The sequence below is a fragment of the uncultured Clostridium sp. genome (assembly GCF_900547735.1).
In the GTDB taxonomy this organism is placed as follows: domain Bacteria; phylum Bacillota; class Clostridia; order Lachnospirales; family Lachnospiraceae; genus Otoolea.
This window is the reverse complement of record NZ_URHZ01000012.1, coordinates 22,787-46,542: the sequence shown is the minus strand read 5'-3', so window position 1 is coordinate 46,542 and position 23,756 is coordinate 22,787. Positions and strand designations below refer to the sequence as shown.

Here is a 23,756-nt window from a genome sequence, read left to right as displayed (position 1 = left end):
ACTGCCTCCAAACGGTCCGGCCTGTACAGCCGCTTTCGGTAAAAATCTCTTTTTGATCAGTATTCCCCTTTCTGCCCGTTTTAAGGCATAAAAATAGCCGGATATTGCTATCCGGCATAATTCTTTTTGATTGGCGCCTGTGACCTGTGCGCAAAACGTCAAAACCGTATTTCTTTGAGCATCTGCTGCATCTGAATTATTCCCTTTTTCTGCGATACGGTGATTGCCTCAAGTATCGGCAATAATTCCGGACAGCCGGGATAGCGCAGCATGTTTTCACACATCAGGACCGCCCCTTTATGGTGCGGTATCATTTCCCTCATAAAGCACACGTTGATATTATTGTCCACTCCCGCCGATTTCATTTCCCGGAACATATTCTGCAGAATGCGCTCATTATCTCTCCGGTAGCTTTGAAGCTCTGCCGGCTTATTGACAAGCGTACAGCAGCAGGGATATACCTTTTTCATATTCTCTATGCCTTTTTTCTGTTCGGCTATGATATTCAGCGCCATATTTTGAAGTGGAATATAGGTTGTGTAACGCAGAAGATTTTCAGACATTTTAATCGCCGCCCGGTGGTGCGGCATCATCTGTACAATAAAATTTCCCGATATGCTTCCAGCCTGAGGAGCAGACGTCATCTGCTCCATCATTTCATTCAGGATACTGTAATAGCAATCCAGATAGGCTTTCGTGTTAATACTTAAATCACTGTAAACTGCCATCTTTCTATCAATTCCTTTCGCTCCGCTCAGACGCAAAACGTTTTGGAGTTATTTTCAATCTTTGCTCTTAGTATCCTATGACCGGAAAAAGTATATTGTGAGTTGTCCTAATCCGCCTTCAATCCGCAGTTGTGGATCCGTCCGCAGCATAGTAAAAGCCGTCTCTCTCTTCTATCTCAACACCATAGGTTTCCCTTGCCCGCTCCGGGGAAACCTTTCCTTCCCTGACATCCCTCAACACAGCCTCCCGATTCCGCTCTCCGGCCGGTCCGAATCCACCGGCTCCCGGAGTCCGGACCACGATGACATCGCCGCAGTTTACCTGGATTCCCGTACTCTTCGACGGGAGACGGACCGGCTCCTGCCCTTTCTTGATCAGATACTGGGCGCCGCCGTAACCGGCTTCTCCGCCCTCAATTCCCCAGGGAGCAATCTTCTGCCTGTCTCCAAGACCCGTGAAAGACAAATCGTCGCAGACCGCCTCAAAGACTCTCTCAATCCCCAGTCCTCCGCGGTATTTTCCCGGGCCGCCGCTGTCTGTCCGTAGGGAGTAGCGCCGGACCAGCACCAGGGGAAACTCCATCTCCAACGCCTCGATCGGCAGGTTGGAGGTATTGGTCATGTGAACCTGCACCCCGCTCAGGCCGTCCCCGTGGCGGTGAGCCCCGGAGCCTCCCGCAATGGTCTCAAGATAGACGTAGTAATGCTCCTTGTCCTCCGGATCGTTTCCGCTGAAGGTTGCCGATGTGCAGGAACTGTTACAGCCGGCCATGGCCCGTTCCGGAACCGCCGGAGCCAGCGCTCCGAAGATTACATCCGCCACTCTCATGGCCGTATCGATCCGCTCTCCGACCGGCGCGGGGCTGATTGAATTAACAATAAGGCCCGGTTCCGCATAGACTTCCAGAGCGCGGCAGATTCCGGCGTTCGACGGAATTTCCGGATCGATCAGCGCCTTTAAAGTATAGAAAACCGTCGCCAGGAGTCCGTTAAAGGTCAGATTAATCGGCCCGTTCACCTGCTCATGAGTCCCGCTAAAATCAAGGGAAAGCTGATCCTTTTCCACCGTAATCCGCACACAGATGCAGATCGGTTCCGGGCATGCCTCGCCCGCATCATCCATGTAATCCTCGAATTCATAAACTCCATCCGGCAAACGGCTGATCCCGGCCCGCAGGCGGCGCTCCGCATAGTCCTGAAGCTCATACATACTGTCCACCAACAGTGTCTTATATCGGGAATACGCCTCCGTAAGTCTTCTGACCCCTATCTTATTTGCCGCTATCTGCGCCTGCAGATCCCCGAATCTTTCGTGGGGGATCCGGCTGTTGCCCATAATGAACTCAATAATCTCATTTTGTACTTCTCCCGCACGGCAGACATGGGACAGGGGAATCTTAAGCCCCTCCTGGAACAGGCTGACCGCATCTCCGGGAGTGGATCCCGGAACCTTCCCTCCCACATCACTGTGGTGGGCGCAGTTGGCCGTCCAGCCGATGATTTCGCCGTCCGCAAAGACGGGAGCCGCGACCGTGATATCGGGCAGGTGCGTTCCGCCGCCGTTGTACGGGTCATTTCCGATAAACATATCTCCCGGACGGATCGTTTCTTTCGGATATTTCTTATAGACTGATTTGACGATTTCCAGCAGGGAACCCAGGTGCATGGCGACATGTTCCGCCTGAGCCACCATGTTGCCCTCCGGGTCAAACATCGCCGTGGAAATATCTCTCCGCTCCTTGATATTGGTAGAATAGGCGCTCTTGATCAGCGCAACGCCCACCTCCTCGGCAATGGAGAGCAGCAGATTTCCCACAATTTCAACTGTTACCGCATCCACTTTACGCTTCATATGCTCCGCCTCCCGTGTCTCTTGCCCTGATATTGCGATATCCGTCCGTGTAAGCGCTCCATCCCGGAGGAATCACACAGGTCGAATCCATCTGCTCAATTATCGCCGGCCCTTCAATCGTACATCCCGGCATAATCTGATTCCGGTCATATACCCGGGTCGCTGTATAGTCCTCCTCTCCGTCGAAAAGGACAAACCGTTCCGCTGCAGGCTCCGGCGCTTTCGCCCCTTCCGCCTCCGGTTCTTCTTTCAAATCCGGCTTCTCGATCAGTCCGATCGCACCCAGCCTGTAATTGACCATCTGGATCTCCGTCTCCTCATTATGATACCCGTAGGAACTTTCATGCTCCAGATGGAACGCCGCAATCATGCGCTCCATTGCTCTCTGATCGAAGGGAAGGGATATGGGGATCGGTATCTCATAGTTCTGCCGGTTATAGCGGCATTCCACCACCGCCTCAAACATCCTCTTTTCCGCCGCGATTCCCTCCTTGTCCAGCAGGGCGTTTCCTTCCTTGAGCAGACTCTCAAAGATCTCATTCACCCGGCTGAGGTTTTCGGTCCTGGCAAGCATAATATGGGAACGGCTCAAATCAAAGCGGGTATCCGCCATCAGAAGTCCCAGCGCGCACAGGGTTCCGGGGGATGGAGGCATCAGCACGTTCCGGATGCCCATTTCCCTAGCAACCTCGCAGGCATGGAGTGGACCGGCTCCACCAAACGCCATCAGGGTAAATTCCCTCACATCATAACCGCGCTCTACCGAAACCACCCGGATCGCCCTCATCATATTTGAGTTTACCACGGATATAATGCCCGCGGCCGCTTCCTTAAGCGACAGTCCGGACGGTTCGCAGATATGTTTTTTTATCGCTTGTTCGGCCAGTGACAGACTGACCTCCATGCTCCCTCCCAGGATTCTCTGCTGGTTCAGTTTCCCCAGTACAATATTCGCGTCCGTCACGCAGGGATATTCCCCTCCCCGTATATAGCAGGCCGGTCCCGGAGTCGCGCCTGCGCTTCTCGGCCCCACCTTCAATGCTCCGCCCTCGTCGATCCGGGCGATGGATCCGCCCCCGGCTCCCAGGGTGATGATATCAATCATGGGAATCCGGGCCGGATACCCCTCTACGAGCCTCTCGTTGGAGAGTTTTGCCTTTCCATTCTCGATCAGGCTGACGTCGATGCTGGTGCCGCCCATATCAAAAGTAATAATCTTATCTTCTCCGCACTGTTTTCCAATGAATACGGCGCCGATTACCCCGGCGGACGGCCCTGATACGGCCGTCTTGATTGGGCAGTCCACCGTTTCCGAGATGGAAATAATGGAGCCGTTGGACTGGGTCACATAGGGCGACGCTTTAATACCGGCATCCCGGATGGATTTTTCAAAATTGTGGACATAGGTTTCCATCACCGGTCCGAGATAAGAATTTAACACCGTTGTGCTCATACGTGAATATTCGCGGAACTCGGAAATCAGCTTGTTGGATGCCGTCACGTAACACTCCGGATACTCCTCCCTCACAATCTCCTCAATTCGATTTTCGTGAACCGGATTTAAAAATGAGAACAGCGTGCAAACGGCGATCGATTTGACTCCCTGCTTTTTCAAGTACCTGACTGCGCGCCGCACTCCCTCCTCATTCAGGGGAACCTTCACGGACCCGTCATGGACGATACGCTCGGACACCTCGCATTTTAATCCTTCTGGTATCAGGCTCTCCGGCTTTTCTTTCAGCAGGTTATAAAGGGAGGGACGCTTCTGCCAGCCAATCTCCATCAGATCTTTAAAACCTTCCGTTGTGATAAGACCCATTTTCGCGCCCTTTTTCTCAATCAGCGCGTTGGTTGCAACCGTTGTCCCATGCGCCAGGTAGGTCACGTCCTCTGCCGAGATACCTTCCCCCTCCAGTATGGACCGAATTCCTTCCACGATCGCCCTGGACGGATCCTCGGGTGTGGAACTGCGCTTAAAATTTTCAAGCTTTCCCGTCCCGGCGTCGAACAGAGAAAAATCGGTAAACGTGCCCCCTACGTCAACTCCTATCATATATCCCATCTTGGTACCTCCCGCCTGTCGCGCAGACTATTTTAAAGCCTGCACTTTATTATACAGATCCTTTGTCTCCCAGTATCCGTCCGCCTCCAGCTCCGGAGCCAGCGGGGCCATCGCATCAATAAAGGACTGTTTGTCAAATTCCACAAAGCTTCCTCCCTCTGATTCGATTACCTTCTTGTCCTCTTCCCACTGCTCTCTTACATAATCGCTGAACCATACTTCCACCTCGGCCGCGCATTCCTCTATTACCCGTTTCTGTTCGTCACTCAGCTTGTTCCAGGTCTGCATATTCAGTGTGAAACATTCCAGGGGATAGGCGTAATCCACCAGGGATATGTAGGGAGCCGACTGATGCAGCTTCAGGGCATTGATGGATTCATAGGAACACTCTCCCGCGTCTACTACGCCCTGCATCATGGCGAGCGGATACTCCGCCCAGGATGTGATCGTCGGAACGGCTCCCAGCGTGCTGAAGTTCTTTTCCCAGATTGGGATATTCGGGATGCGGAATTTCACGCCCTTCAGGCTGGCCGCATCGGTCAGAGGTTTTTTACCGAAAATAGCCCTCGGATTCTTCTGGAATTTGTAGGCAACCACATGGATTCCGTTCTTCTCCAGCGTGTCAAATGCCGGTTTTGCAAGATCCGACTCCAGATAATTGTACAGATGTTCCTTGCTCTCAAAGGCGAAGGCCATACTCATTATGTTGAGATCCTTGGCAATATTGGCATAGGTGTCAAAGGAGTTAAACATTCCCTGCTGTAAATCCACCTGCATATTTTCCAGCATGGCTGTCTCATTACCCAACTGCTCACCCGGATAATATTCAATCTTCACCTGCCCCTTCAGACGTTCATTCACCAGATCAGCGATTTTCTGACCCGCCATTCCGGCCGGCTGCGTCGGCCCGGAGGAAGCTCCTACCTTGATAACAAGTTCTTTCCCCGAAGCAGCCTCCCCCGCTGCCTCCTCTTTTTCAGATTCCGCCGCACCCGGGGACTCCTCCCCCGACTGCTCCGCTTCGGGAGCCTTTGTTGCTGCCGGCTGGCTTGGCAGACATCCTGCCAGTGCCATAGATGACAATACCGTAATTAATGCTGTGCTCCATAATTTTCTCATATGTAATACCTCCCTTATTTTTTCTATCGGCTACTGCCGCCGCTGTTTTTATGTAACGTTCCCCATTCAATCTATACTGCCACCTTCATCAGTTTCGGTATGCAGAGCACAATATCCGGAATGAATGTAATAAGCAGCAGGGTGATGACCAGTGGAATTAAAAATGGAATCGTTTGTTTTAACGCTTTATCAAAAGAAACGCCCGCCGTCTTTGCCGCGATAAACAGGGCCGGAGCCATAGGCGGCGTAATCAGGCCAATCGTCAGGTTCAGGACAGCCACAACTCCGATATGAACCAGGCTGAGCCCCAGCGCATTGGCCAGGTTGATGAGAAGCGGAGCCATCATAATCAGTACCGACATACTTCCCATGAAACAGCCCATCAACAGCAGGATCAGGTTCAGCAGAAGCATCACGATATAGGCGTTTGGGATCATCAGTAACAGGGAAGAAAGCTGATCCATCAGGCCGCTGGTGATAATCATCCAGTTAAACACCGCTCCCGTCGCACACAGGAACATGGTCATGGCAGTGGTGGAAAGTGTATTTTTCAGGATGATCCAGGCCGTTTTAAACGACATCTTCTTATAGCAGAACGCCAGAATCACCACATAGACGCACCCGACTACTCCGCACTCCGTAGGTGTAAAAATACCCGTCATGATTCCGCCGATGAGAATGGCGGGCGCTCCGAGAGCGGGAAGTCCCCTCCAGAGCGAGTGAAGAAACTCCTTTGCTGTCGCTTTCCGGTACAGAGGCGCCTTCACATGAAGATATTTTACGGCAACATAGGTATATATCATCATGGATACTCCCATTAAGATGCCGGGAAGCACACCTGCCAGAAAAAGGGACAGCGTAGAACACTGGGCGATGAATCCCCAGACCACAAAGTTAATGCTGGGCGGAATAATCGGCCCGATACTGGATGACGCGGCGGTTACGGCCACGGAAAAGTTCTCGTCATAACCCGCGTCCCGCATGGCCTTGACCTCGATGGCCCCCAGGCCTCCCGCATCCGCCATGGCAGAGCCGGACATTCCGGCAAAAATCATGCTGGCCAGAATATTTGCATGTCCCAGACCTCCGGGAATATGTCCTATCCCCTTTTTCGCCACGTCGAATATCCTGTCGCTGAAACCTATCTCATTCATGGCACAGCCGACAAACATAAACGCCGGAACGGCCAGGAGCGAATAGTCGGCAAAGGAGTTGGCCGTCTTCTGGGCAAACATTACAAAGCTTTCGTGGTGCCTGACGGCAAACAGCAGGCTGGACCCGAGCATTGCAAACGGAATCGGTACCTCCAGCAAAATTAAAACCACAAACAAGATAAAAACCGCCCATACAAATGCTGTGCTACTCAATCAGACCACCCTCCTCCTCGCGGATTTCTTTCAGATAGATATCCTTTGGCATAACCAGAAACTCTACCGTGTCATAAGCCGAAAATAAAACCAGCAGTATCCCCATCACAATAATCGGCAGCGCGTAGTAATATGCTCTGGTAATCGACAGTCCTCCCACCGGCATGGTGTTTTTCTGAATCCGGAACAGTCCGATTCCGCCATACACGAAAACTGCCGATGTGACAAGAACGATAAGGTTTGACAGGTGTCTAATCCCGATCTGGATAAAACTGGGCATAAATTTTAAAAAATAGATAATACTTGCGTGTCCCTTTTCCCAATAAACAACGGCCGCGCCCAGCGAGGAGTACCAGACCATCAAAGCAATAACCGTCTCCTCAATCCCATAGATTGGGCTGTTGAACAAATAGCGCAGCATTACCTGGATAAATAGAATCGTAATAAAGATAAAGGAACAAACCGCTCCGGCCGCCCTTGCGGCCATCGCCGCCCCATCTAACAATTTCCGGCATTTCACTAATCCGTCCGGCGGATTAAAGGCTCTTTCCATCCGGCTTCCTCCTCTCCTGTATATCGTAAAATCCATTGCAGGGATCTGCGGTCCGCTTCTTCCGGCTCCGCAAAATACCGCCGATCCGCAATCTCCATCGTGAGAAAGCCGGAATATCCCCTGCACACGATACCGCCGAGCATCCGTCTCAGGGGAATCGTCCCGTCACCCAGAGCCAAATGGCCGCCCGGAGTTCCGTCGGCGATATGGATATGACGGAGATTTTCTCCCAAAACATCAAAATATTCCTCAATCTCTTCTCCCGCAACCTGCACCTGCACCGTATCGGCCATTGCCTTTAACGCAGGCGACGAAATCTCCCGGCACATCCGGTTTAAGTCCTCCGCGCAGTTAATCAAGTTGGAACTGGCCGGGGTCAGATGCTCCAGCAGGATGGTAACCCCTTCTCGTTCCGCCTGCTCCGCAATCTCCCCGATTGCCTCGGCAGACCGTTTCCACGTCTCGGCCTTCGGCTCGTCCAGATATCCCCATCCGGGTGTCAGAAGCATGCGCCCCGTCCCCAATTCCCCGCACAGCCTGACGGCTTTTAAGTAGTAATCCGCGCTCCTTCTTCTGAGTGTGCTCTCCCTCGCAGCTATATTGACCGGATAGGTAACCTGCTCAGGGGTAAAACAAATTAAATTTAACCCCCTCTCCCTTATCTTCCTTCTGATCCGGGCCGCCTCCCCCGCGCCGCAGTCCGGCACGTAGAAGTGGGGAGATGCTCCCCAAAGCTCGATATTGCGGATGCCCAGCCCGGACATCTTATCCAGAAAATAATCGAAGCTGTGACGGATATAATGACAGTTCATCCCCGCTAACCTATTCATCACTTCCAGCACGCCGCACCTCCTCCCTTATCTCCTGTTCCTTTTATGTTCCTTTTATGTTTCTTCCTGCATCATATAGTTGATTTCCAAATTTTCCACGATATCTCTCCCGCTATCCTTTCCGCTGCATAGACTTCTTATAAAAGGTGCATTAATTCTTTCGTATTCTGATACAGGGCATCATATATCCTGCAGTACGGCTTATAAATCTCATGTTTTACGCCGTCCGGAACCAGCACTCTGCCAATCCGGATCACCTCACCCAGCTCATCAAAGTCCCGAAACCGCCCGGCTCCCAGCGCCGCCATCAGCGCATCGCCATAGGCCGCGCCGGTGGTCACCTCCGCAATGTGGATCGTCACTCCGCAGATATCGGAAATCATCTGCATCCAGGGAATATTCTTCGCCCCGCCGCCCACGGCCATCACCTTCTTAATCGGCAGACCGTTCTCCCTCAGTGCATTCAGATGCTGTCCCACCGAATAACCGATACTCTCCAGCGCAGAACGGTACATGTGCCGCCGGTCATGGGTGAGCTTAAGTCCAAAAAGAACGCCTCTGGCATTCGGGTCGTTGATCGGAGTCCTCTCTCCGGCAAAGTACGGAAGAGTAATCAGTCCGTCCGATCCGGGGGGAATCTCCTCAATTCCATCCAGCATAATCTCATACGCGTTCCGCCCTGTCCGCTTCTCTTCGGTAACCGCATCCTGAAACAGAACATCGCGGTACCATCCGGTCAGAGTCCCAGCCGTATTGGTTCCGCCCGCCACGCTGAACGTGCCCGGAATCAGATAATTATTTCCCCGCACACGGTCATCCATGATCAGGTGATCCGAGCAATAGTACAGAAACAATGTGGAACCAAACTGCAGCATCATATCACCCGGATTCAGGACCCCCGTGCTGACCGCCTCCGCCGCCGAATCGCCCGTTCCCGTAATAACAGGCGTTCCTTCCTTAAGCCCCGTCGCTGCCGCCGCCCGGGCCGTCACCGTCCCGGCCGCCGCGTGGACCGGCTGCGCGCGTGCAATCTGATCCGGCCTGCAGAACCTCCTGCATTCTTCTTCATTGACACGTCCATCCATGTGGTATAACGGGCGGAATGAGGCCTGGGCCAAAAACTGATCTACTACATAGTTTCCCGTCAGCCTGGCCGTGATGAAGGAAGAACCGGTCAAAAACTTATACGTTTTTTTATATATCTCCGGCTCATTATGTTTGATCCATAAAATCTTCGCCGCCACGTCGCCGGAACAGACAGGCCGTCCGAACAGCTCCTTTACACGCTTCTCCCCATAGTATCCGGTCAGGTCCGCTATCTCCTGCTGGGAACGGGAATCAATCCCGTATAAAATTGCTTTCCGCAGGGGTCTGCAGGATTCGTCTACGGGAAGACAATCGGCCCCCAGTGTACTGGCTCCAACACAGGCAATCGCCCCGCTGTCAATTCCGGCCATCCGGATCAGCTCTCTTGATACCTCGCAGAATTCCTTCCACCAGACATTCTCCGCGTCATGCTCATAGTAGTTGGGTTTTGGATTTTCTATCTCATGGGCGACGTGGTATTCCGCAATAATCCCGCAGTCCGGCCCGATGATAACGCCCTTTGTGCCCGATGTGCCGATGTCAATCCCCATATAGCAGGAAACCGGATGCTCCATACAGCTCCTCCTCTCCTCTTTGCATCGCACGTAATGCCCTACAGCGTCTTCCTGTATTCAATCACAGACTCCATAAACGCTTTTACCCGTCCTGCATCCACGTAGTTTTCAAAACGCCCCTCCGCCTTAAATGCGGTTCCCACACAAGCGCCGTCCGCCGTCTTCAGCTTGTCCGTGATGTTTTCACGGTTACATCCCGTGTTACAGAATACGGGAATATCTCCGGCCGCCTTCTTCACATCCTGCAGGATCTCCCCGTCGGTTTCCGAACCGGCGCTGCTTCCCGAAACACAGAGTCCGTCCGGGAAACAATGGAAGATCATGGACTTTGTAATCTGGGAAATATCACGCTGCGCAATATAGACATCCGATTCCGGATTCACCTTGAACAGCATTTTCAAATGTTCCAGTCCCAGTTGTCTCTTCCTTCTCATCACATTGGCGACATCGGTATCGGTAATTCCGCTCTCCCCAATATAGGCCCCGGTAAAGGTATTTCTCACAAACCGGGCATCCACCGCTGCCGCCAGCTCAATGGTCGCCATCGGATTGAGCACCACGTTCACTCCATAAGGAACACGTATCTCGTCCCGCAATTCCCCAATAATTCTTCCCATCGCCGCAACGGTCACGTAATCCGCTTTATGCTGGTAAGGCAGGCTGAATTCATTGGCGAATAAAATCCCGTCCACCCCTCCGTCCTGCAGCGCGCGCAGCTCCTCCTTTGCAATTTCGGTTACCCTCTCCATACTGTCATTCTGTCCGTACTTCGGGTCGCCCGGCAGTGCCCTCAAATGCAGTAATGCTATGATCGGCTTTTGCACGCCAAACATCTGTTCCAGCCACATCACCATGCCTCCTTCGTTGTTTTTTGTTCTTTTTCCAATTATGTAAAATCCTCTTATTTGTTATGTATTGTATTATAACTTTGCATACTATATTTGTCAACGGTATTTCATGAAAACAAGGATATAATTTTAGAGTTTCTTTTCATCTCATACTTTTTCTATTAAAAATCTAACGATTGTATCACTATATCACCTTTTATTTCTTTATTATCATTGTGTTCTTATTCATCCCCCTGCTTTCTATCATGCCGGAGCGTTTTCTGTTGCTTTTTCTTTTCTTATCATGTATTATAAAGTTATTCCAAAAGCTGGGAATTATATTACTTAAAGAATGGAGCGTTCTTATGGAGTTGAAAAATGACAATATCCTTCCCCTCTATCTTCAATTGACCGAGCAGCTTCGAAAGGATATAGAGAGCGGAGTATACAAACGCGGGCAGAAGATCCCCACGGAATTGGAATTGTGTGATTTATACAAGGTGAGCCGTATCACGGTACGGAAAGCTTTAAAAGAACTGGAAAAGGAAAATCTGCTGGTGCGTGAGCGCGGAAAGGGAACTTTCATCTCCATGGTCATGCTGCGCCGTGACATCGCCCATAACACCAGCTTCACAAAGATCTGCCAGGCAACCAACCAGACGCCCGGTGCTAAGACCATCAAGTCTGTGATCGAAGAGGCCACGGAGGAAGATCAGGAGGCCTTAAAGCTTCCGCCCGGATCCAGGGTAATTGTTTTGGAACGTATCCGGTATGCGAACTCAGTCCCGGTGGCCATCGAGTTTTCACGTTTTCCCGAGCGTTTTTCCTTCCTGCTCGATGAAGATTTAAACAATGCCTCCCTGCTCTCTATCCTGTCGGAAAAATACGGCATAAAATTCACCAACAGCAGCTATAAGGTAATCAAACTTGTGTACGCCACCTACGAACAGGCCAAATACCTGTCCCTCTCCCCCGGCTACCCGCTTATTTCGATTGCCAGCCTTTCCAACGATGCGGACGGGACGCCCTCCCACCGGTCACTGCAGTTGATCGTGGGAGATAAATTTGAGCTGTACATTTAACAGGCTCCGGTTGGAGTGGAGATTCCTTTTCGTTCCCCTTTTTCCTTTCATCGTCACTTACCGGGGTATCGGCGCCTTCAAACCATGTTAAGAATAAGCGCGGAAGTTCAAGATATAATTGATAGACTTTCTTTTCCTCTGTCCCTATACTTATATCATACTTGATTTGGAGGTGAAATTTATGAACTTAGGAACCAGTTTATTTAACGCAAGAAAACGGTCCGGACTGTCCCAGGAGGAAGTAGCGGAAAAATTGGGAGTCAGCAGGCAGACCATTTCCAAATGGGAAACGGACGAGACTCTGCCCGACATCCGGCAGTCCAAGAGACTTGCGGTCCTGTATCATTTATCTTTGGACGAACTGATTGAATTTGACGCAGATTTGAAAGAGATCGAACGGGTCATTGAAGACACCGGCGAAGAGATTCACAAAAAAGTGGACTGGACAAAGGCCTGGGGTAAAAAATACCCGGTTCTGCTTACCTATCAGCAGCAGGTTACAATAAAGGACTATTCTACCCCGCTCAGGGAAATGCTGAATCGTCTGAAGGAAGAATACGGATACAGCGAGTTGGACGCGGGCCTGGTTTTAAAAGATATCCTGGCTCACATCTGGAATTATAAAGAATGAATTTAGAACTGTTATAATGAAAACGCAGTTACGGTGCGTAAAACGGCCCCGGCATATGACAGTTTTTGTCTTATGCCGGGGCATCTGTGCAAAATGGCGGAAACGGATTCTGCGTTAGCCGATTATGATAGAAAACTCAGTCGTTTTCCGTCATCCCTTCTTTCATCTTCTTCATCACTTCCTCGGAAATAAAGTCGGTCATGTACTGCTTTTCTCCCGTCTTCTTCTCCTCAAAATCCTGGCGGATCTGCTCATTCATCCGGCCTATCTCCTCCTCAAATTCCCTGGCCGACATCAGGCGGCATCCCTGGCCGCGTATGATAATCTGTTCCAGGCGGTCCGAGGTAGCCACCGTCACATGATATTTTCCGGCATTTTCATGGGCAAATTTCTCGATATACTGGTCCGCCGTCTCGGCCTCCTTTGTATAAACGACATGGATGTTGTGGTAATCCAGGAATTCCGTGGCATGCCCCTGCACACGGTATGCATCGAAGACGGCGATCACCTGGCACTTTTTGGCGCCCTGGTAATTGCACAGGATGTCCAGAAGTTTTCCCCTGGCGCTGTCCATATTCCGGTCGGCCAGCTCCCGCAGTTCCTCCCACGCAAAAATGATATTGTATCCGTCCACCAGCAGGTACTCTTCCCTGGCCTCCGCTTTTCCATGGGGCCGTATTGCGGAAGTCCCGGACGACGAGGTTCCTGCTGGTGCTGATGCCCCGGACGACGAGCTGCCGCAGCCTCCCCAGCGTCGTCTGGATACACCGGATTTATCACGTTTATTGGCATTATACGTGCGGGCAAGGATCGCATCTATCTCATCCGTTCCTATCCACATTTCTTCCGTCTCCGTACCGGCTTTTCCCCTCTTTCCCGCTCTTTTTCCACCGGACTGCGGCTGTTCCCCATTGTTCTCCACAATTTCGGGGGGAAGGCAGCTTTCCAGATGCATATAATCCTCCACCTCATCCCAGTTTACAACGAATCCGGCGCCGTGGGCGCAGAAAACGGAACCGGACGGGTTGTCCGTATCGCCGTCCGCGTCATAACCGATGGCCTCAATCACTTCCTCCTCATTGTGACAGGGAGCGTATCCCTTAAGCGCACAGCTAAGGCGTCCCCGTCCGCCGGTATAGGCCGTCACCTCCTGCTGGTATCCGTCCATGCAGGCCACCGGGGCATTTCCGGTAAGGACCGCATACTCTCCCTCCAGCGCCGGAGGTTCAAATGTTCCATGCATCCGTTCCACATCCGTCATCGCCCGGCCCAGCAATTTTTCAGGCACCTCCAGCCGGAAATCGTAAATCGGCTCCAGAAGGACCGAATCGGCCTGCATCAGTCCGTGGCGCACGGCCCGGTAAACCGCCTGCCTGAAATCCCCGCCCTCCGTGTGTTTCAGATGGGCGCGCCCCGACATCAGCGTAATCCTCATATCCGTTATCGGAGAACCGGTCAGCACTCCCTTATGCTCTTTTTCTTCCAGGTGGGTCAACACCAGTCTCTGCCAGTTCCGGTCCAGCACATCCTCACTGCAGGCCGCCGCAAAGGACAGGCCGCTTCCCGGTTCATCCGGTTCCATTAACAAATGGACCTCGGCGTAGTGGCGGAGCGGTTCAAAATGTCCCACTCCCTCCACCGTATTCTGAATCGTCTCCTTGTATACAATGCTTCGTCCGCCAAACTCAATCCGTACTCCAAACCGTTCGGCAATCAGGCTCTTTAAGATCTCCATCTGGATTTCCCCCATAATCTGGGCATGGATCTCTTTCTGTTCTTCCTGCCAGGTGATATGAAGCTCCGGCTCCTCCTCTTCGAGCTGTAAAAGTTTCGGCAGCATGACGGCGGCGTCCACCTCCTCCGGAAGCTGTATTCTGTATGTGAGGACGGGTTCCAGAATCGGCATGGCCGAAGCCGCTTCTATCCCGATTCCTCTTCCGGGCGAAGTCTTTGCAGGTCCCGTCACCGCACAGACCGTTCCTGCATCCGCCTCTTTTACCGCCTCAAATTTATCACCCGAATAGACGCGGATCTGATTGACTTTTTCCTCGTCTATTAAATCTTTTACCTGCAGACGGCCTCCCGTAATCTTCATATAGGTCAGCCTGTTTCCCTGGTTATCCCTGGCAATTTTAAATACCTTGGCGCCAAACTGTGAGGGATATTCCGGCATAAGCATGTAATCTTCCATGCCTTTTAGAAATTCTTCTATTCCATCCAGTTTGAGCGCCGATCCGAAAAAGCACGGAAATACTTCCCGCGCCCGGATCATTTCCGCCACATCCGCCGGAGCTATCTGCCCGCTCTCCAGATACTGCTCAAGCGCCGTCTCGCTGCATGTGGCCAGATTTTCATAAAAGCTCTCCGTTCCCTGTTCACTGAAATCCGCAATGTTCCCGTCCAGCTTCTTTTTCAGTTCCAGGGAAATATCCTCTTTTCTTACGTCCGCAAGGTCCATCTTGTTGACAAAAAGAAAAGTAGGAATTCCATATCTTGCAAGGAGCCGCCAGAGCGTCTGCGTGTGGCCCTGCACCCCCGCCGTGCCGCTGATTACAAGAATCGCATAGTCCAGCACCTGTAGGGTTCGCTCCATCTCGGCCGAAAAATCCACATGCCCCGGGGTGTCTAAAAGTGTAACCTGCATCTCTCCCCACCGCAGCATGGCCTGTTTGGAAAATATGGTGATTCCCCTCTTCTTTTCCAGCTCATAGGTATCCAGGAAAGCGTCGCCCTTATCCACTCTTCCCAGCTTTCGGACGGCTCCGCCCGTGTACAGCATTGCTTCCGATAATGTAGTTTTTCCCGCATCCACATGAGCCAGAATGCCGACCGCCAGTTTCTTCATCTGCCTTACTCTCCCTTGTCCGTTCCTTCTAACTGTTTTTCTTCTTTTGACAGTTTATCACGGAACGGGCGGATTGTAAAACGCGATTATCCATTTTGTATTTCCATATTCAGTAAGACGGAAAATCGGTTGTAAAACTCTTTTTCAAACAGTTCCGTCACGTCTTTGCTATTATATTCTTTCCACAACTCATCATCACTCATAGCAGAAGACAAAGGACAGTTTTCTTTCAGGAATGTTTCACTCAGTTCCTGTCCCACATCACGACTTCCGGCTTTCATAAATCCGGCGTAAGCTTCTGCCGTATCATTCAGGCCTTTGGCTGCCGCTTCTCTTCCTGCTTCCCCCAGAACTTCGATTGCCTGCTGCACCAGATAATATCCGAGTTTGATGCACAGCATATTAAAACCGCTCCGATGCGTTCCCTCATCGTAGCTGAAATCAGCCGGAAACCGGTAGTCCGGATCAAATTCGGCAAACGCCTCTTTCCTCTCCTCCCGATTCATATTAGCCGGTCTTAAATATACCGCAAAACAGCAGTAGTCATCTCCCTCCTGTGTCAACGTTTTCGCCAAATCGATCTGAGCCTTTTTCGCATAACTTCCAAACATCGCATGGTGAAATTCTTCACAGTAAACGCGGCCAAGTTCCCGTTCCCCGGTATCTTTCCAGAGCTGGGCAATGGGACAAACCAGGGTGTCGGACAGTCTCTCCTGTGGATTTAACCGGATTTTTCTTCTTTTGAACCTGGGATCGCCGGGAAGATCGTAATAGGTGAACAAATTTTCCAGGTTGATTTTCAATCCGCAGCTCTCATGACGTAGCCTGAGTTTTTCCCCTCTGTCTCTTCCAAAGCGGCGAACGGCTTCACGTACGGCCGCTTCCCCCTCCACGGGATCCGCATCTGCCAAAGTTTTGGCAAGCTTGATATATAGAATGCTCCAACAATCCTGGAGATTACCGATTTGTTTTTCCATCTTTTCTTCCATTACATTTTCCTCCTGTAATGAGCCATTCTTTTTGTTTCAGCCCTCTTTTTAACCCAAATTTTTATTCCTGCCTTTTTAACGTATCCAAAGCATATTGGCAAAGCACGGCAGCCCCATATCCTATCGCCTCATCGGGAAAAACATTGGCTCCGCTATGAAGTCCTATCCCTGTCTCCGGTTTCTGCTGATCGCGCGTTCCGATCAGGAACTGACCGCCCCTGTTTTTGCACTGCTCCAAAAGGCAGGAAAAATCATCTGAGCCCATGGATGGAACCGAAAGCCGTACAACCGAATTTTTTCCCAGAATTTTCTCAGAAGCAGCGGCAAAGCGCTCCGACAACTCCGGATCATTAATCAGAGGAGGCATCCCTCTTTCAAACTCTACGAGACAGCTTGCCCGCATGCTTTTACAGCAGCCGTCCGCCATGCGGGGAACAGCCGCCTTTAACCTGGCCCGAATCTCCGGATTGAGCGTACGCAGCGTTCCATATAACTCCGCGCATTCCGGAATGATGTTGGGCGCCGTCCCCGCGGCTATCTGTCCGAATGTTAGAACGGCGGACTCACATGGGCTGATTTCACGGCTGATTAGTGTCTGCATCTGTGTCAAAAGAACTCCCGCCGCTATGATTGGGTCAATGCAATCCTCCGGATGGGCCCCATGTCCCCCTTTCCCCTTTATTTCTATCCTTACCACATCACAACCGGCATTATTAATGCCTGAGATAACCCCCATCTTTCCCAGCGGAACGGATGGGCTGCAGTGAAGTCCGATCAACTGGTCGGCAGGATGTTTTTTCAGTACCCCGGCGGCAAGCATTTCCGCCGCTCCGTCACACGTCTCTTCCGCCGGCTGAAAAATGAGAAGGAGTGTCCCGCATAATCTGTCCTTTACTTCATTTAACACCCTGGCCGTCAAAAGCAGCGCTGCCGTGTGGATATCATGTCCACAGGCATGGGAGATACCGCTGCGTTCTGAGGCAAATGTGCTTTTCGTATTCTCTTCAATCGGTAATGCGTCAATATCTTCTCTGATTGCCAGTGTTTCTCCGGGAACCCTACCCAGGACTCTGGCAACAACTCCTGTTTTTAAGGAATACTCCAGTATCTCTACTCCGGCCTGCTGAAGATACCTGCGGATTGTTTCCGTGGTTTTCTCTTCCTGATGCCCCAGTTCAGGAAAACGGTGAAGCTCATGACGCAGCCTCACAATTTCTCCATAATATTGATCCAATAACCGCCCTATCATTGTTCATGCTCCTTTCTTCCTCCCCTACCGGCCTCATATAAGGTGCATCTATGCCGCCATTTACAGCAGCGGGATTAAAACCCGGTCATGATCTCGATTATTTTTTTATCCGTTTCATGCATCCCTTCGCGGCCCAGAATTCCAATATTGTGTATTGTGTTTTCGGCTCCGGCTCCTACAAGCCCCTCACCTTCATAAAACTGCCGTCCATTTTGATACATTTCAAATCCGAAAATTCCTGCATCGACAGCCGTGGCAATCTTCGCCGCACAGCTTGATTTTGCCCCGTCACAAACAATGCCGCTTGTTATGGCGAGTGCATTTATCACCGTATGTTCTATAGCTGCCAGTTCTTTTGTCAGAAGAAAGGCAATCCCGGCTCCGGCTCCTACTCCCGCACTCACGGCTCCGCAATAGGCGGACAGCCGTCCGATGCCTGATTTTAAATGCAGCGTGATGAGATTTGAAACCACAAGCGCTCTGAGACATTCTTCTTCCTCCGCGCCCAGTTCTGCGGCATATTCAATGACCGGAATACTTGCCGTAATTCCCTGATTTCCGCTTCCGGAATTAATAACAACGGGAAGCTCACAGCCGTTCATCCTTGCATCAGAAGCGGCGGCCGCCCTGGCTCTGGCCCTTGTTCTGACATCTTTTCCGCACGTTTCAATCAGCAGTTTTCCGATAGCCGCTCCGTAACGGCCGGACATCCCTTCCTCTGCAATGGCCTGATTGCAGCTAATCTGACGTCCCAGTATTTCCCTGACGTCATCCGCCGTTACGGAACAGGCAAAATCATAAATACCATTCACCGTAAGAAGAGAATAATCCCCCTGTCCCGCCGATTCTGCCAAGAGGCGGCTTGTCTCCCTGAGCGTCCCCCCTGCTATAGTCTCACCGTCTTTTTCTGCAGAAATAATATTTGTATGTTCATCCACAATACGCACCTTTGCACTGTGGTTTTTCCGCCAAACCGTCACGGCAATATCCAGAATATGTTCTGTGTAAGAGGGATGCACGTCGATTACATCCTTTTCCAAAAACTTCTTAATTTCCCTTATGCCTGAATCCGCCGCCAAAGAAAGAACCTCCAGTTTTCTATCCGCTTCTCCAACTATGATTCCGGCGGCGGCCGCCGCCTCAATCCCTTTCTGCCCGCCGGTTCCAGGTATTGCCGCGCTTTTTACATTCTTTATAATATTCCCGCTTACCTCAATCAGAACTTTTTCAGGCATCCCTCCAAGAATCTCTCTTGCCTTTGCCGCGCAGTATGCGACGGCGATGGGTTCCGTGCAGCCCATCGCCGGAACCAGTTCATGCTCCATAATTCTCAGATATGCACCGTACCGCAAATCATCTCTTCTCATCTCTGCACCACTAAGTCTTTCACTACCTCCGTACCGGCCGGCTCTATTACAACATCCTCGCCGGTAAGCACCGTATTACAGGCCAGGCATACTTTTCCGTTTACTTTGACCGCACAGCGGCCGCAAATTCCCTGACCGCAGACGCTGTGCATATAAAAACTTAAAGTTCCGTCAAACTCGCTGCCGATATATTCCAGAAGTCCCATAACCGTCATTCTGTCCTCCGGCCGCACCTCCACATGGAATTCATCATAATAAGCGCTCGCATCTGTTTCCGGATTAAAACGGTATACTTTTATATTCATCTACTTTTCCTCCATGTTTGCCATTCCAAGTTCTTCCTCCAAAATGAAGGTTTCATAGTTCACTTTTTCTGCCGGGCGGAGCGGTATTCTTGTTACAACCGGCTTCCTCGTGGTAAGAATATCCTGTCCCTCTTCCAGACGGCTCATGATTCTTACCTGCCATTTTTCATTGTCAATATACTCATAGTCCGTTCTCAGATGGAGGCCCCTGCTCTCTTTTCTCATACGGGCCATTTTTGCCGCCACTCTGGTACAGAGCAGTGTATTCTCCGTCTGCAGAAGTCTTAACAGTTCACGGTTATACAGTAAAGTCTTACTTGGCAGATATACCTCTTCCAGGGTCTGTTCTAATTTTTCAAATGTCTCTATTCCTTCCTTAAGATGTTCTTCATCACGCCAAAGTCCCAGGGCCGTATCCGAAGTGCTCTCCATTTCCCGGATTACACTGTTGATTCTTATCTCTCCGGTTCCCGATAATTTTCTGTCCAGTCCTTCCAATACGGCTTTGACCGATTCTTCTGAACTCTCCGTCTTTTCCTCAGTCAAAGCCGCCTCTCCGGCCACTTCACCGGCCTTATATCCCTGAACCAGCATTTCAGTCACAGCGTCCGCCACACGGTTGGCTCCAAACACCCCGCCGGCACATTCCCCTGCTGCCAGTAGTCCAGGTACACCGGTTCTCATATTTTCATCCACCAGAATACCTCCCACACTATATTCGCTGGATAATCCCACCTCGATTCTTCGTTTCTCTTTAATAATCCTCTTATATTCAAGAATATCATTTCCATGATATTTTCCTCTGGGATAAAAACCGTCAAAATGATCCATCAGCGCTTCAAACATCTTATCGATCTCCTCATCCGTAAACCGGTGGAAATCAAAATAAATTCCTCCATTGTCGGTTCCGCGCCCCTCCCTGATGGCCTTGCCATAGTAGTAAATATGTACCAGCTTGCACATTTCACTTGTTTTTTCCATTTCCCGGAGCTGTTCCGGTATTTCGATCTTTCTGCCGTCCCGATCCACCGGATCGTAATCAAAGGCATCACGGAAGGTACAGATGACCGGCAGGATCGACCCCCGCATCTCATTGGGTTCTACCGCGGTGATGAGAAACAACATAAACTCCATATCCGCCAGAGCCGCTCCGGCTCTGTAGGCCATGGCATGACCGTCCCCGGTCATATCGGAGTTTGTATTTTTCAAAGAATAGGGCTGATATCCCCCCGTTCCTAAGACTACTTCTTTTGCTTCAAACTGAATCAGACAGCCGCGGTAGAGATCCAGGCCGACGGCGCCTGTTACACGTTCCTTATTTTTCAGCAGTTCGATGATTGCCACGTCCTCATACATGTGAACCGAGCCGGTCTTTTCGAGACCCTTCAACAGGGAAGTTCCCATTCCTCTTCCCGTAACATCCCAGTTTCCGGGACGGTAAAATTTAAACCGCTGGCCTGCCTCCTCTCCCCACTGTTTTACTTTGTACACAATTTCCGGACTTTCTTCTACAAACTGCTCAACCATATTCTGGTCGCTCAGATTAAAGCCGTCATTACAGATGGAACGGAACAAATCTTCTTTCGTGAAACCCGGATCTGCCTCGGCAATTTTAAATTTGTGATAAGCGCTGGCTCCATCCATTCCATAGGAACCTCCTATCATAATCGTATTTCCGCTGTTTCCGATCTTCCCTTTTGATACAAGTGTAACGTCCGCTCCTTTGCCGGCGGCGGCGACGGCCGCAGTACAGGCCGCCCCTCCGCCTCCGATCACAAGCACATCCGTATTTATTTTTGTCTTTACATTCATAATTCTTCTCCCCTTTAATTTGGCAAGATTTTCATTTTGCCACGCTCATAATAATTTTTCAGATAAGGTTAAAATCCTGATCCTGATATGAAAGAAGAACGGCCGCCATCTCCTCCCCATATGTTTTACCAAATTCCTGCAATACGCTGCGTGAGATCCGCTCTCCCTGCTCTCCAAGGATGGCTGTTACAATTTCCCGGAACGTCTTATAGCAATGTCCGCAATGATAATCGAATGTTTTCTGGTATTCCGTACGTTTGTTAAACACCTGGCCTTCCCTAAAATCCGCCCCTCTTGATATCTGCAGACAATAGCCGCTTTCATGCATACTCTGAGGAACCTCGTATGTGAGTAATGGATTAAATCCCCTGACAATCGATTGATCTACGTGCCTGCAGTAAAGCGTTCCGCATTTCTTTAGTCCCATTTCTTTAAACTGCGCGGCCCAGGGGCACATATAAACCTTCTCAACATGATCCGGAGACCAGGCCGTCGTCTCTCCCGCATTCGCGCAGCCTTCCCGTTTGACCGTCTCGGTATTTTTCCATTCCCCATACTCACGGTATGTAGTAAAATTCAATCCTTTTCCGTCTCTCACCGCCCTTTGGGCCATCCGCGAACCACGCTGTTCCGCATAGCGCTGTGTACTCATAACAAATATGGCCTCTCCCCTGTCGGGACACTCCTGCATCAGCCGTCCATAAAACCGGCCCACCAGCCATGCATGATGTTTTTCTGTGAACTCTTTCATTCTTCTTTTCTCCTGTGCACCTGTCATTACGGTCCGCCGGGGACCGTTTCACGAATTGAACCTTCAGGCTGCTGTTTCTTCATCGAGTTCCGGATAGAAATCAACGTCCCCGTTTTCTTCCTCCGGCATTTTATATAAATTCATACTGATTGTGATGAGCATGGATACCGCCAGCAGCATACAGTAAAAATTTGTCTTAATCACTGCCAGAGGAGAAGAAATACCTCCATAACTCATTGCCAGAAGTACCGCTGTTCCTATTGGCGAAAGTCCTGGTACAACACAGGCAAATACATCTAAAATTGATGCAAAGCGCTTATTACAGATATTATATTTTCTGGCAATCGGTTTCAGGACCGGGGTACAAATCAGGATACAGACCGTATTGTTTCCAATAAAGAAATCAATGACGCTGATAATCAATCCCATCAGGTACTGCGCCGTCTTACGGCTTTTAATTTTCGCATTGGCAAGATTGGTAAGACATCTGATTCCTCCCCGATCTTCCACAAGCCCCATAATGCCTTTCACAAGAATGCCAATCATGGCCGTTTCCAACATTCCGAACGAGCCGGCAGCAATCGCCTGCGTAAACGTGATTAATGTCAGGCTCCCCGACATGATTCCAATGACGCCTGCCAGGATTGTTCCGCACATCAGCACGACGATTATATCAAGTCCTGCCATTGCAAGTACAAGGACCGCCAGATACGGAATGACTTTACTCAGTTCATACGTGTAGGATGCATCCACATTTCCGGTACTCTTTGTCATAACGGCATAAAGCACCATCGTGGCAATTGCCGCCGGAAGAGCAATTTTAAAGTTCATCCGGAATTTGTCTTTCATCGCACATCCGGCTCCTCTTGTCGCAACAATGGTAGTGTCGGAAATGAACGACAGATTATCACCAAACATGGAACCGCCAAGTACAGCCGAAAGGGTAAATGCCATATCAATGCCCGCACTTTCCGCCAGACCGACGGCGATTGGCCCGATGGCCGCTACGGTGCCCATGCAGGTTCCCATAGCCGTCGATATCACCGCTGAAATCAGAAACAGGCCCGCAACAAGAAACTGATGGGGAATCAGCGCCAGACCCAGACTTGCCGTCGCATCCACGGCGCCCATTGCCTTGGCTGTGGAGGAAAATGCCCCGGACATCAGTAGCACCAGAGTCATGACCATGATACCCGGGCTCGCGGCCGCTTCGGCGAACCGGTTTACCTTATCCCCGAGTTTCCTCTTACCCATCAGCAGGGCGATTACGACACCTAAAAGTAAGGCAAAGTTTCTTGGAACCTGCTTAAACGGATCCGGTGTTCCCATAATTGTAAAAAGAATTCCGCTTCCCATATACACTACAAGAAAAACAACCAACGGCGTAAATGATAAAAATCCAATGTCTTTGTCCTGAACTGCGTTTTGATTTTGTTTATTACGTTTCTCCATACTTCCTCCTTAAATTTGTATTTTTTACACAACCTCTCCCGTAAAACATCCTGAACCTTGCCATCCCGGATCTGGCCCCCCTTTACCAGCCTGTCATAATCGGCATCCTTTTGCTTACACTCCTATATAAAGCAAACACTGTGCCAATTTTTATCTCTGTACGGGCCGCCTCTGTAATGTCTACCCTTGATTTTTCTTTTTCCCTTATGCAGAGCCTGATATATCTTCCCTTATTGACAGTATTTTCCAGACAGTACTATCAAATTATTATCTC

At 50.6% G+C, this 23,756-nt stretch carries 19 protein-coding genes; 2 read left to right on the top strand and 17 right to left on the bottom strand.

Annotation, left to right across the window (positions count from 1 at the left end; translation table 11 throughout):
- Window positions 1-158: 158 nt before the first annotated feature.
- The 9 genes from QZT18_RS05785 to QZT18_RS05745 all read right to left on the bottom strand — a co-directional run bounded on the left by QZT18_RS05785 (window position 159) and on the right by QZT18_RS05745 (window position 11,020).
- Window positions 159-728, bottom strand: coding sequence for a DUF305 domain-containing protein (locus QZT18_RS05785; protein ID WP_294145472.1), 570 nt, complete (start codon window positions 726-728; stop codon window positions 159-161).
- A 118-nt stretch (window positions 729-846) separates the two neighbouring features.
- Window positions 847-2,580: a hydantoinase B/oxoprolinase family protein gene (locus QZT18_RS05780; protein ID WP_294145470.1), complete on the bottom strand. Its 1,734-nt coding sequence runs from the start codon at window positions 2,578-2,580 to the stop codon at window positions 847-849.
- Window positions 2,570-4,642, bottom strand: coding sequence for a hydantoinase/oxoprolinase family protein (locus QZT18_RS05775; RefSeq protein WP_294145468.1), 2,073 nt, complete (start codon window positions 4,640-4,642; stop codon window positions 2,570-2,572). The genes QZT18_RS05780 and QZT18_RS05775 overlap by 11 nt, the downstream gene beginning before the upstream one ends.
- A gap of 27 nt (window positions 4,643-4,669) precedes the next feature.
- Entirely contained in the window at window positions 4,670-5,761 is a 1,092-nt protein-coding gene (locus QZT18_RS05770) for a TRAP transporter substrate-binding protein (RefSeq protein WP_294145466.1), read from the bottom strand.
- A gap of 71 nt (window positions 5,762-5,832) precedes the next feature.
- Complete coding sequence (locus QZT18_RS05765) at window positions 5,833-7,128, bottom strand: TRAP transporter large permease (RefSeq protein ID WP_294145464.1); 1,296 nt, start codon at window positions 7,126-7,128, stop codon at window positions 5,833-5,835.
- Window positions 7,121-7,681: a TRAP transporter small permease gene (locus QZT18_RS05760; RefSeq protein WP_294145462.1), complete on the bottom strand. Its 561-nt coding sequence runs from the start codon at window positions 7,679-7,681 to the stop codon at window positions 7,121-7,123. The genes QZT18_RS05765 and QZT18_RS05760 overlap by 8 nt, the downstream gene beginning before the upstream one ends.
- On the bottom strand, window positions 7,648-8,523 hold the full coding sequence (locus tag QZT18_RS05755; protein WP_294145460.1) for a TIM barrel protein: 876 nt from the start codon (window positions 8,521-8,523) through the stop codon (window positions 7,648-7,650). Before QZT18_RS05755 ends, QZT18_RS05760 begins: the two co-directional genes overlap by 34 nt.
- 125 nt (window positions 8,524-8,648) lie before the next feature.
- Window positions 8,649-10,172 carry an FGGY-family carbohydrate kinase gene (locus QZT18_RS05750; RefSeq protein ID WP_294145458.1) on the bottom strand — a complete coding sequence of 508 codons (1,524 nt, stop codon included), beginning with the start codon at window positions 10,170-10,172 and terminating at the stop codon, window positions 8,649-8,651.
- Between the two features lie 38 nt (window positions 10,173-10,210).
- Window positions 10,211-11,020: a BtpA/SgcQ family protein gene (locus tag QZT18_RS05745; RefSeq protein ID WP_294145456.1), complete on the bottom strand. Its 810-nt coding sequence runs from the start codon at window positions 11,018-11,020 to the stop codon at window positions 10,211-10,213.
- Window positions 11,021-11,364: 344 nt separating this feature from the next.
- Here QZT18_RS05745 and QZT18_RS05740 point away from each other — a divergent pair, with 344 nt between their 5' ends.
- Both QZT18_RS05740 and QZT18_RS05735 read left to right on the top strand, forming a co-directional pair.
- Window positions 11,365-12,081, top strand: coding sequence for a GntR family transcriptional regulator (locus QZT18_RS05740; RefSeq protein ID WP_294145454.1), 717 nt, complete (start codon window positions 11,365-11,367; stop codon window positions 12,079-12,081).
- A gap of 181 nt (window positions 12,082-12,262) precedes the next feature.
- Window positions 12,263-12,712 (top strand): helix-turn-helix transcriptional regulator, encoded by a 450-nt coding sequence (locus QZT18_RS05735; protein ID WP_294145452.1) that lies wholly within the window; start codon window positions 12,263-12,265, stop codon window positions 12,710-12,712.
- Between the two features lie 136 nt (window positions 12,713-12,848).
- Here the strand turns inward: QZT18_RS05735 and QZT18_RS05730 are convergent, their stop codons facing one another.
- From QZT18_RS05730 to QZT18_RS05695, 8 genes are all read right to left on the bottom strand, one after another.
- Window positions 12,849-15,557 carry a translation factor GTPase family protein gene (locus tag QZT18_RS05730; RefSeq protein WP_294145450.1) on the bottom strand — a complete coding sequence of 903 codons (2,709 nt, stop codon included), beginning with the start codon at window positions 15,555-15,557 and terminating at the stop codon, window positions 12,849-12,851.
- Between the two features lie 86 nt (window positions 15,558-15,643).
- A complete protein-coding gene (locus QZT18_RS05725; protein ID WP_294145448.1) occupies window positions 15,644-16,546 on the bottom strand; it encodes an L-2-amino-thiazoline-4-carboxylic acid hydrolase in 903 nt (300 codons plus the stop codon).
- Window positions 16,547-16,607: 61 nt separating this feature from the next.
- Window positions 16,608-17,795, bottom strand: coding sequence for a M20 family metallopeptidase (locus tag QZT18_RS05720; RefSeq protein ID WP_294145446.1), 1,188 nt, complete (start codon window positions 17,793-17,795; stop codon window positions 16,608-16,610).
- A 74-nt stretch (window positions 17,796-17,869) separates the two neighbouring features.
- Entirely contained in the window at window positions 17,870-19,162 is a 1,293-nt protein-coding gene (locus tag QZT18_RS05715; protein ID WP_294145444.1) for a serine dehydratase subunit alpha family protein, read from the bottom strand.
- Window positions 19,159-19,467 carry a 2Fe-2S iron-sulfur cluster-binding protein gene (locus tag QZT18_RS05710; protein WP_294145442.1) on the bottom strand — a complete coding sequence of 103 codons (309 nt, stop codon included), beginning with the start codon at window positions 19,465-19,467 and terminating at the stop codon, window positions 19,159-19,161. Before QZT18_RS05710 ends, QZT18_RS05715 begins: the two co-directional genes overlap by 4 nt.
- Window positions 19,468-21,279 carry an FAD-binding protein gene (locus tag QZT18_RS05705; RefSeq protein ID WP_294145440.1) on the bottom strand — a complete coding sequence of 604 codons (1,812 nt, stop codon included), beginning with the start codon at window positions 21,277-21,279 and terminating at the stop codon, window positions 19,468-19,470.
- A 58-nt stretch (window positions 21,280-21,337) separates the two neighbouring features.
- Window positions 21,338-22,030: an L-2-amino-thiazoline-4-carboxylic acid hydrolase gene (locus QZT18_RS05700; protein ID WP_294145438.1), complete on the bottom strand. Its 693-nt coding sequence runs from the start codon at window positions 22,028-22,030 to the stop codon at window positions 21,338-21,340.
- A gap of 63 nt (window positions 22,031-22,093) precedes the next feature.
- The gene (locus tag QZT18_RS05695) at window positions 22,094-23,482 is read right to left on the bottom strand and encodes a Na+/H+ antiporter NhaC family protein (RefSeq protein ID WP_294145436.1); all 1,389 of its coding nucleotides are present in this window, start codon (window positions 23,480-23,482) and stop codon (window positions 22,094-22,096) included.
- Between the last annotated feature and the right edge of the window lie 274 nt (window positions 23,483-23,756).

Coding starts and splice junctions, on each gene's coding strand:
- QZT18_RS05735 (WP_294145452.1), top strand. CDS start 12,263: ATGAACTTAGGAACCAGTTTATTTAACGCAAGAAAACGGTCCGGACTG.
- QZT18_RS05710 (WP_294145442.1), bottom strand. CDS start 19,467: ATGAATATAAAAGTATACCGTTTTAATCCGGAAACAGATGCGAGCGCT.
- QZT18_RS05730 (WP_294145450.1), bottom strand. CDS start 15,557: ATGAAGAAACTGGCGGTCGGCATTCTGGCTCATGTGGATGCGGGAAAA.
- QZT18_RS05750 (WP_294145458.1), bottom strand. CDS start 10,172: ATGGAGCATCCGGTTTCCTGCTATATGGGGATTGACATCGGCACATCG.
- QZT18_RS05770 (WP_294145466.1), bottom strand. CDS start 5,761: ATGAGAAAATTATGGAGCACAGCATTAATTACGGTATTGTCATCTATG.
- QZT18_RS05740 (WP_294145454.1), top strand. CDS start 11,365: ATGGAGTTGAAAAATGACAATATCCTTCCCCTCTATCTTCAATTGACC.
- QZT18_RS05720 (WP_294145446.1), bottom strand. CDS start 17,795: ATGATAGGGCGGTTATTGGATCAATATTATGGAGAAATTGTGAGGCTG.
- QZT18_RS05700 (WP_294145438.1), bottom strand. CDS start 22,030: ATGAAAGAGTTCACAGAAAAACATCATGCATGGCTGGTGGGCCGGTTT.
- QZT18_RS05775 (WP_294145468.1), bottom strand. CDS start 4,642: ATGGGATATATGATAGGAGTTGACGTAGGGGGCACGTTTACCGATTTT.
- QZT18_RS05780 (WP_294145470.1), bottom strand. CDS start 2,580: ATGAAGCGTAAAGTGGATGCGGTAACAGTTGAAATTGTGGGAAATCTG.
- QZT18_RS05725 (WP_294145448.1), bottom strand. CDS start 16,546: ATGGAAGAAAAGATGGAAAAACAAATCGGTAATCTCCAGGATTGTTGG.
- QZT18_RS05695 (WP_294145436.1), bottom strand. CDS start 23,482: ATGGAGAAACGTAATAAACAAAATCAAAACGCAGTTCAGGACAAAGAC.
- QZT18_RS05705 (WP_294145440.1), bottom strand. CDS start 21,279: ATGAATGTAAAGACAAAAATAAATACGGATGTGCTTGTGATCGGAGGC.
- QZT18_RS05715 (WP_294145444.1), bottom strand. CDS start 19,162: ATGAGAAGAGATGATTTGCGGTACGGTGCATATCTGAGAATTATGGAG.
- QZT18_RS05760 (WP_294145462.1), bottom strand. CDS start 7,681: ATGGAAAGAGCCTTTAATCCGCCGGACGGATTAGTGAAATGCCGGAAA.
- QZT18_RS05785 (WP_294145472.1), bottom strand. CDS start 728: ATGGCAGTTTACAGTGATTTAAGTATTAACACGAAAGCCTATCTGGAT.
- QZT18_RS05745 (WP_294145456.1), bottom strand. CDS start 11,020: ATGTGGCTGGAACAGATGTTTGGCGTGCAAAAGCCGATCATAGCATTA.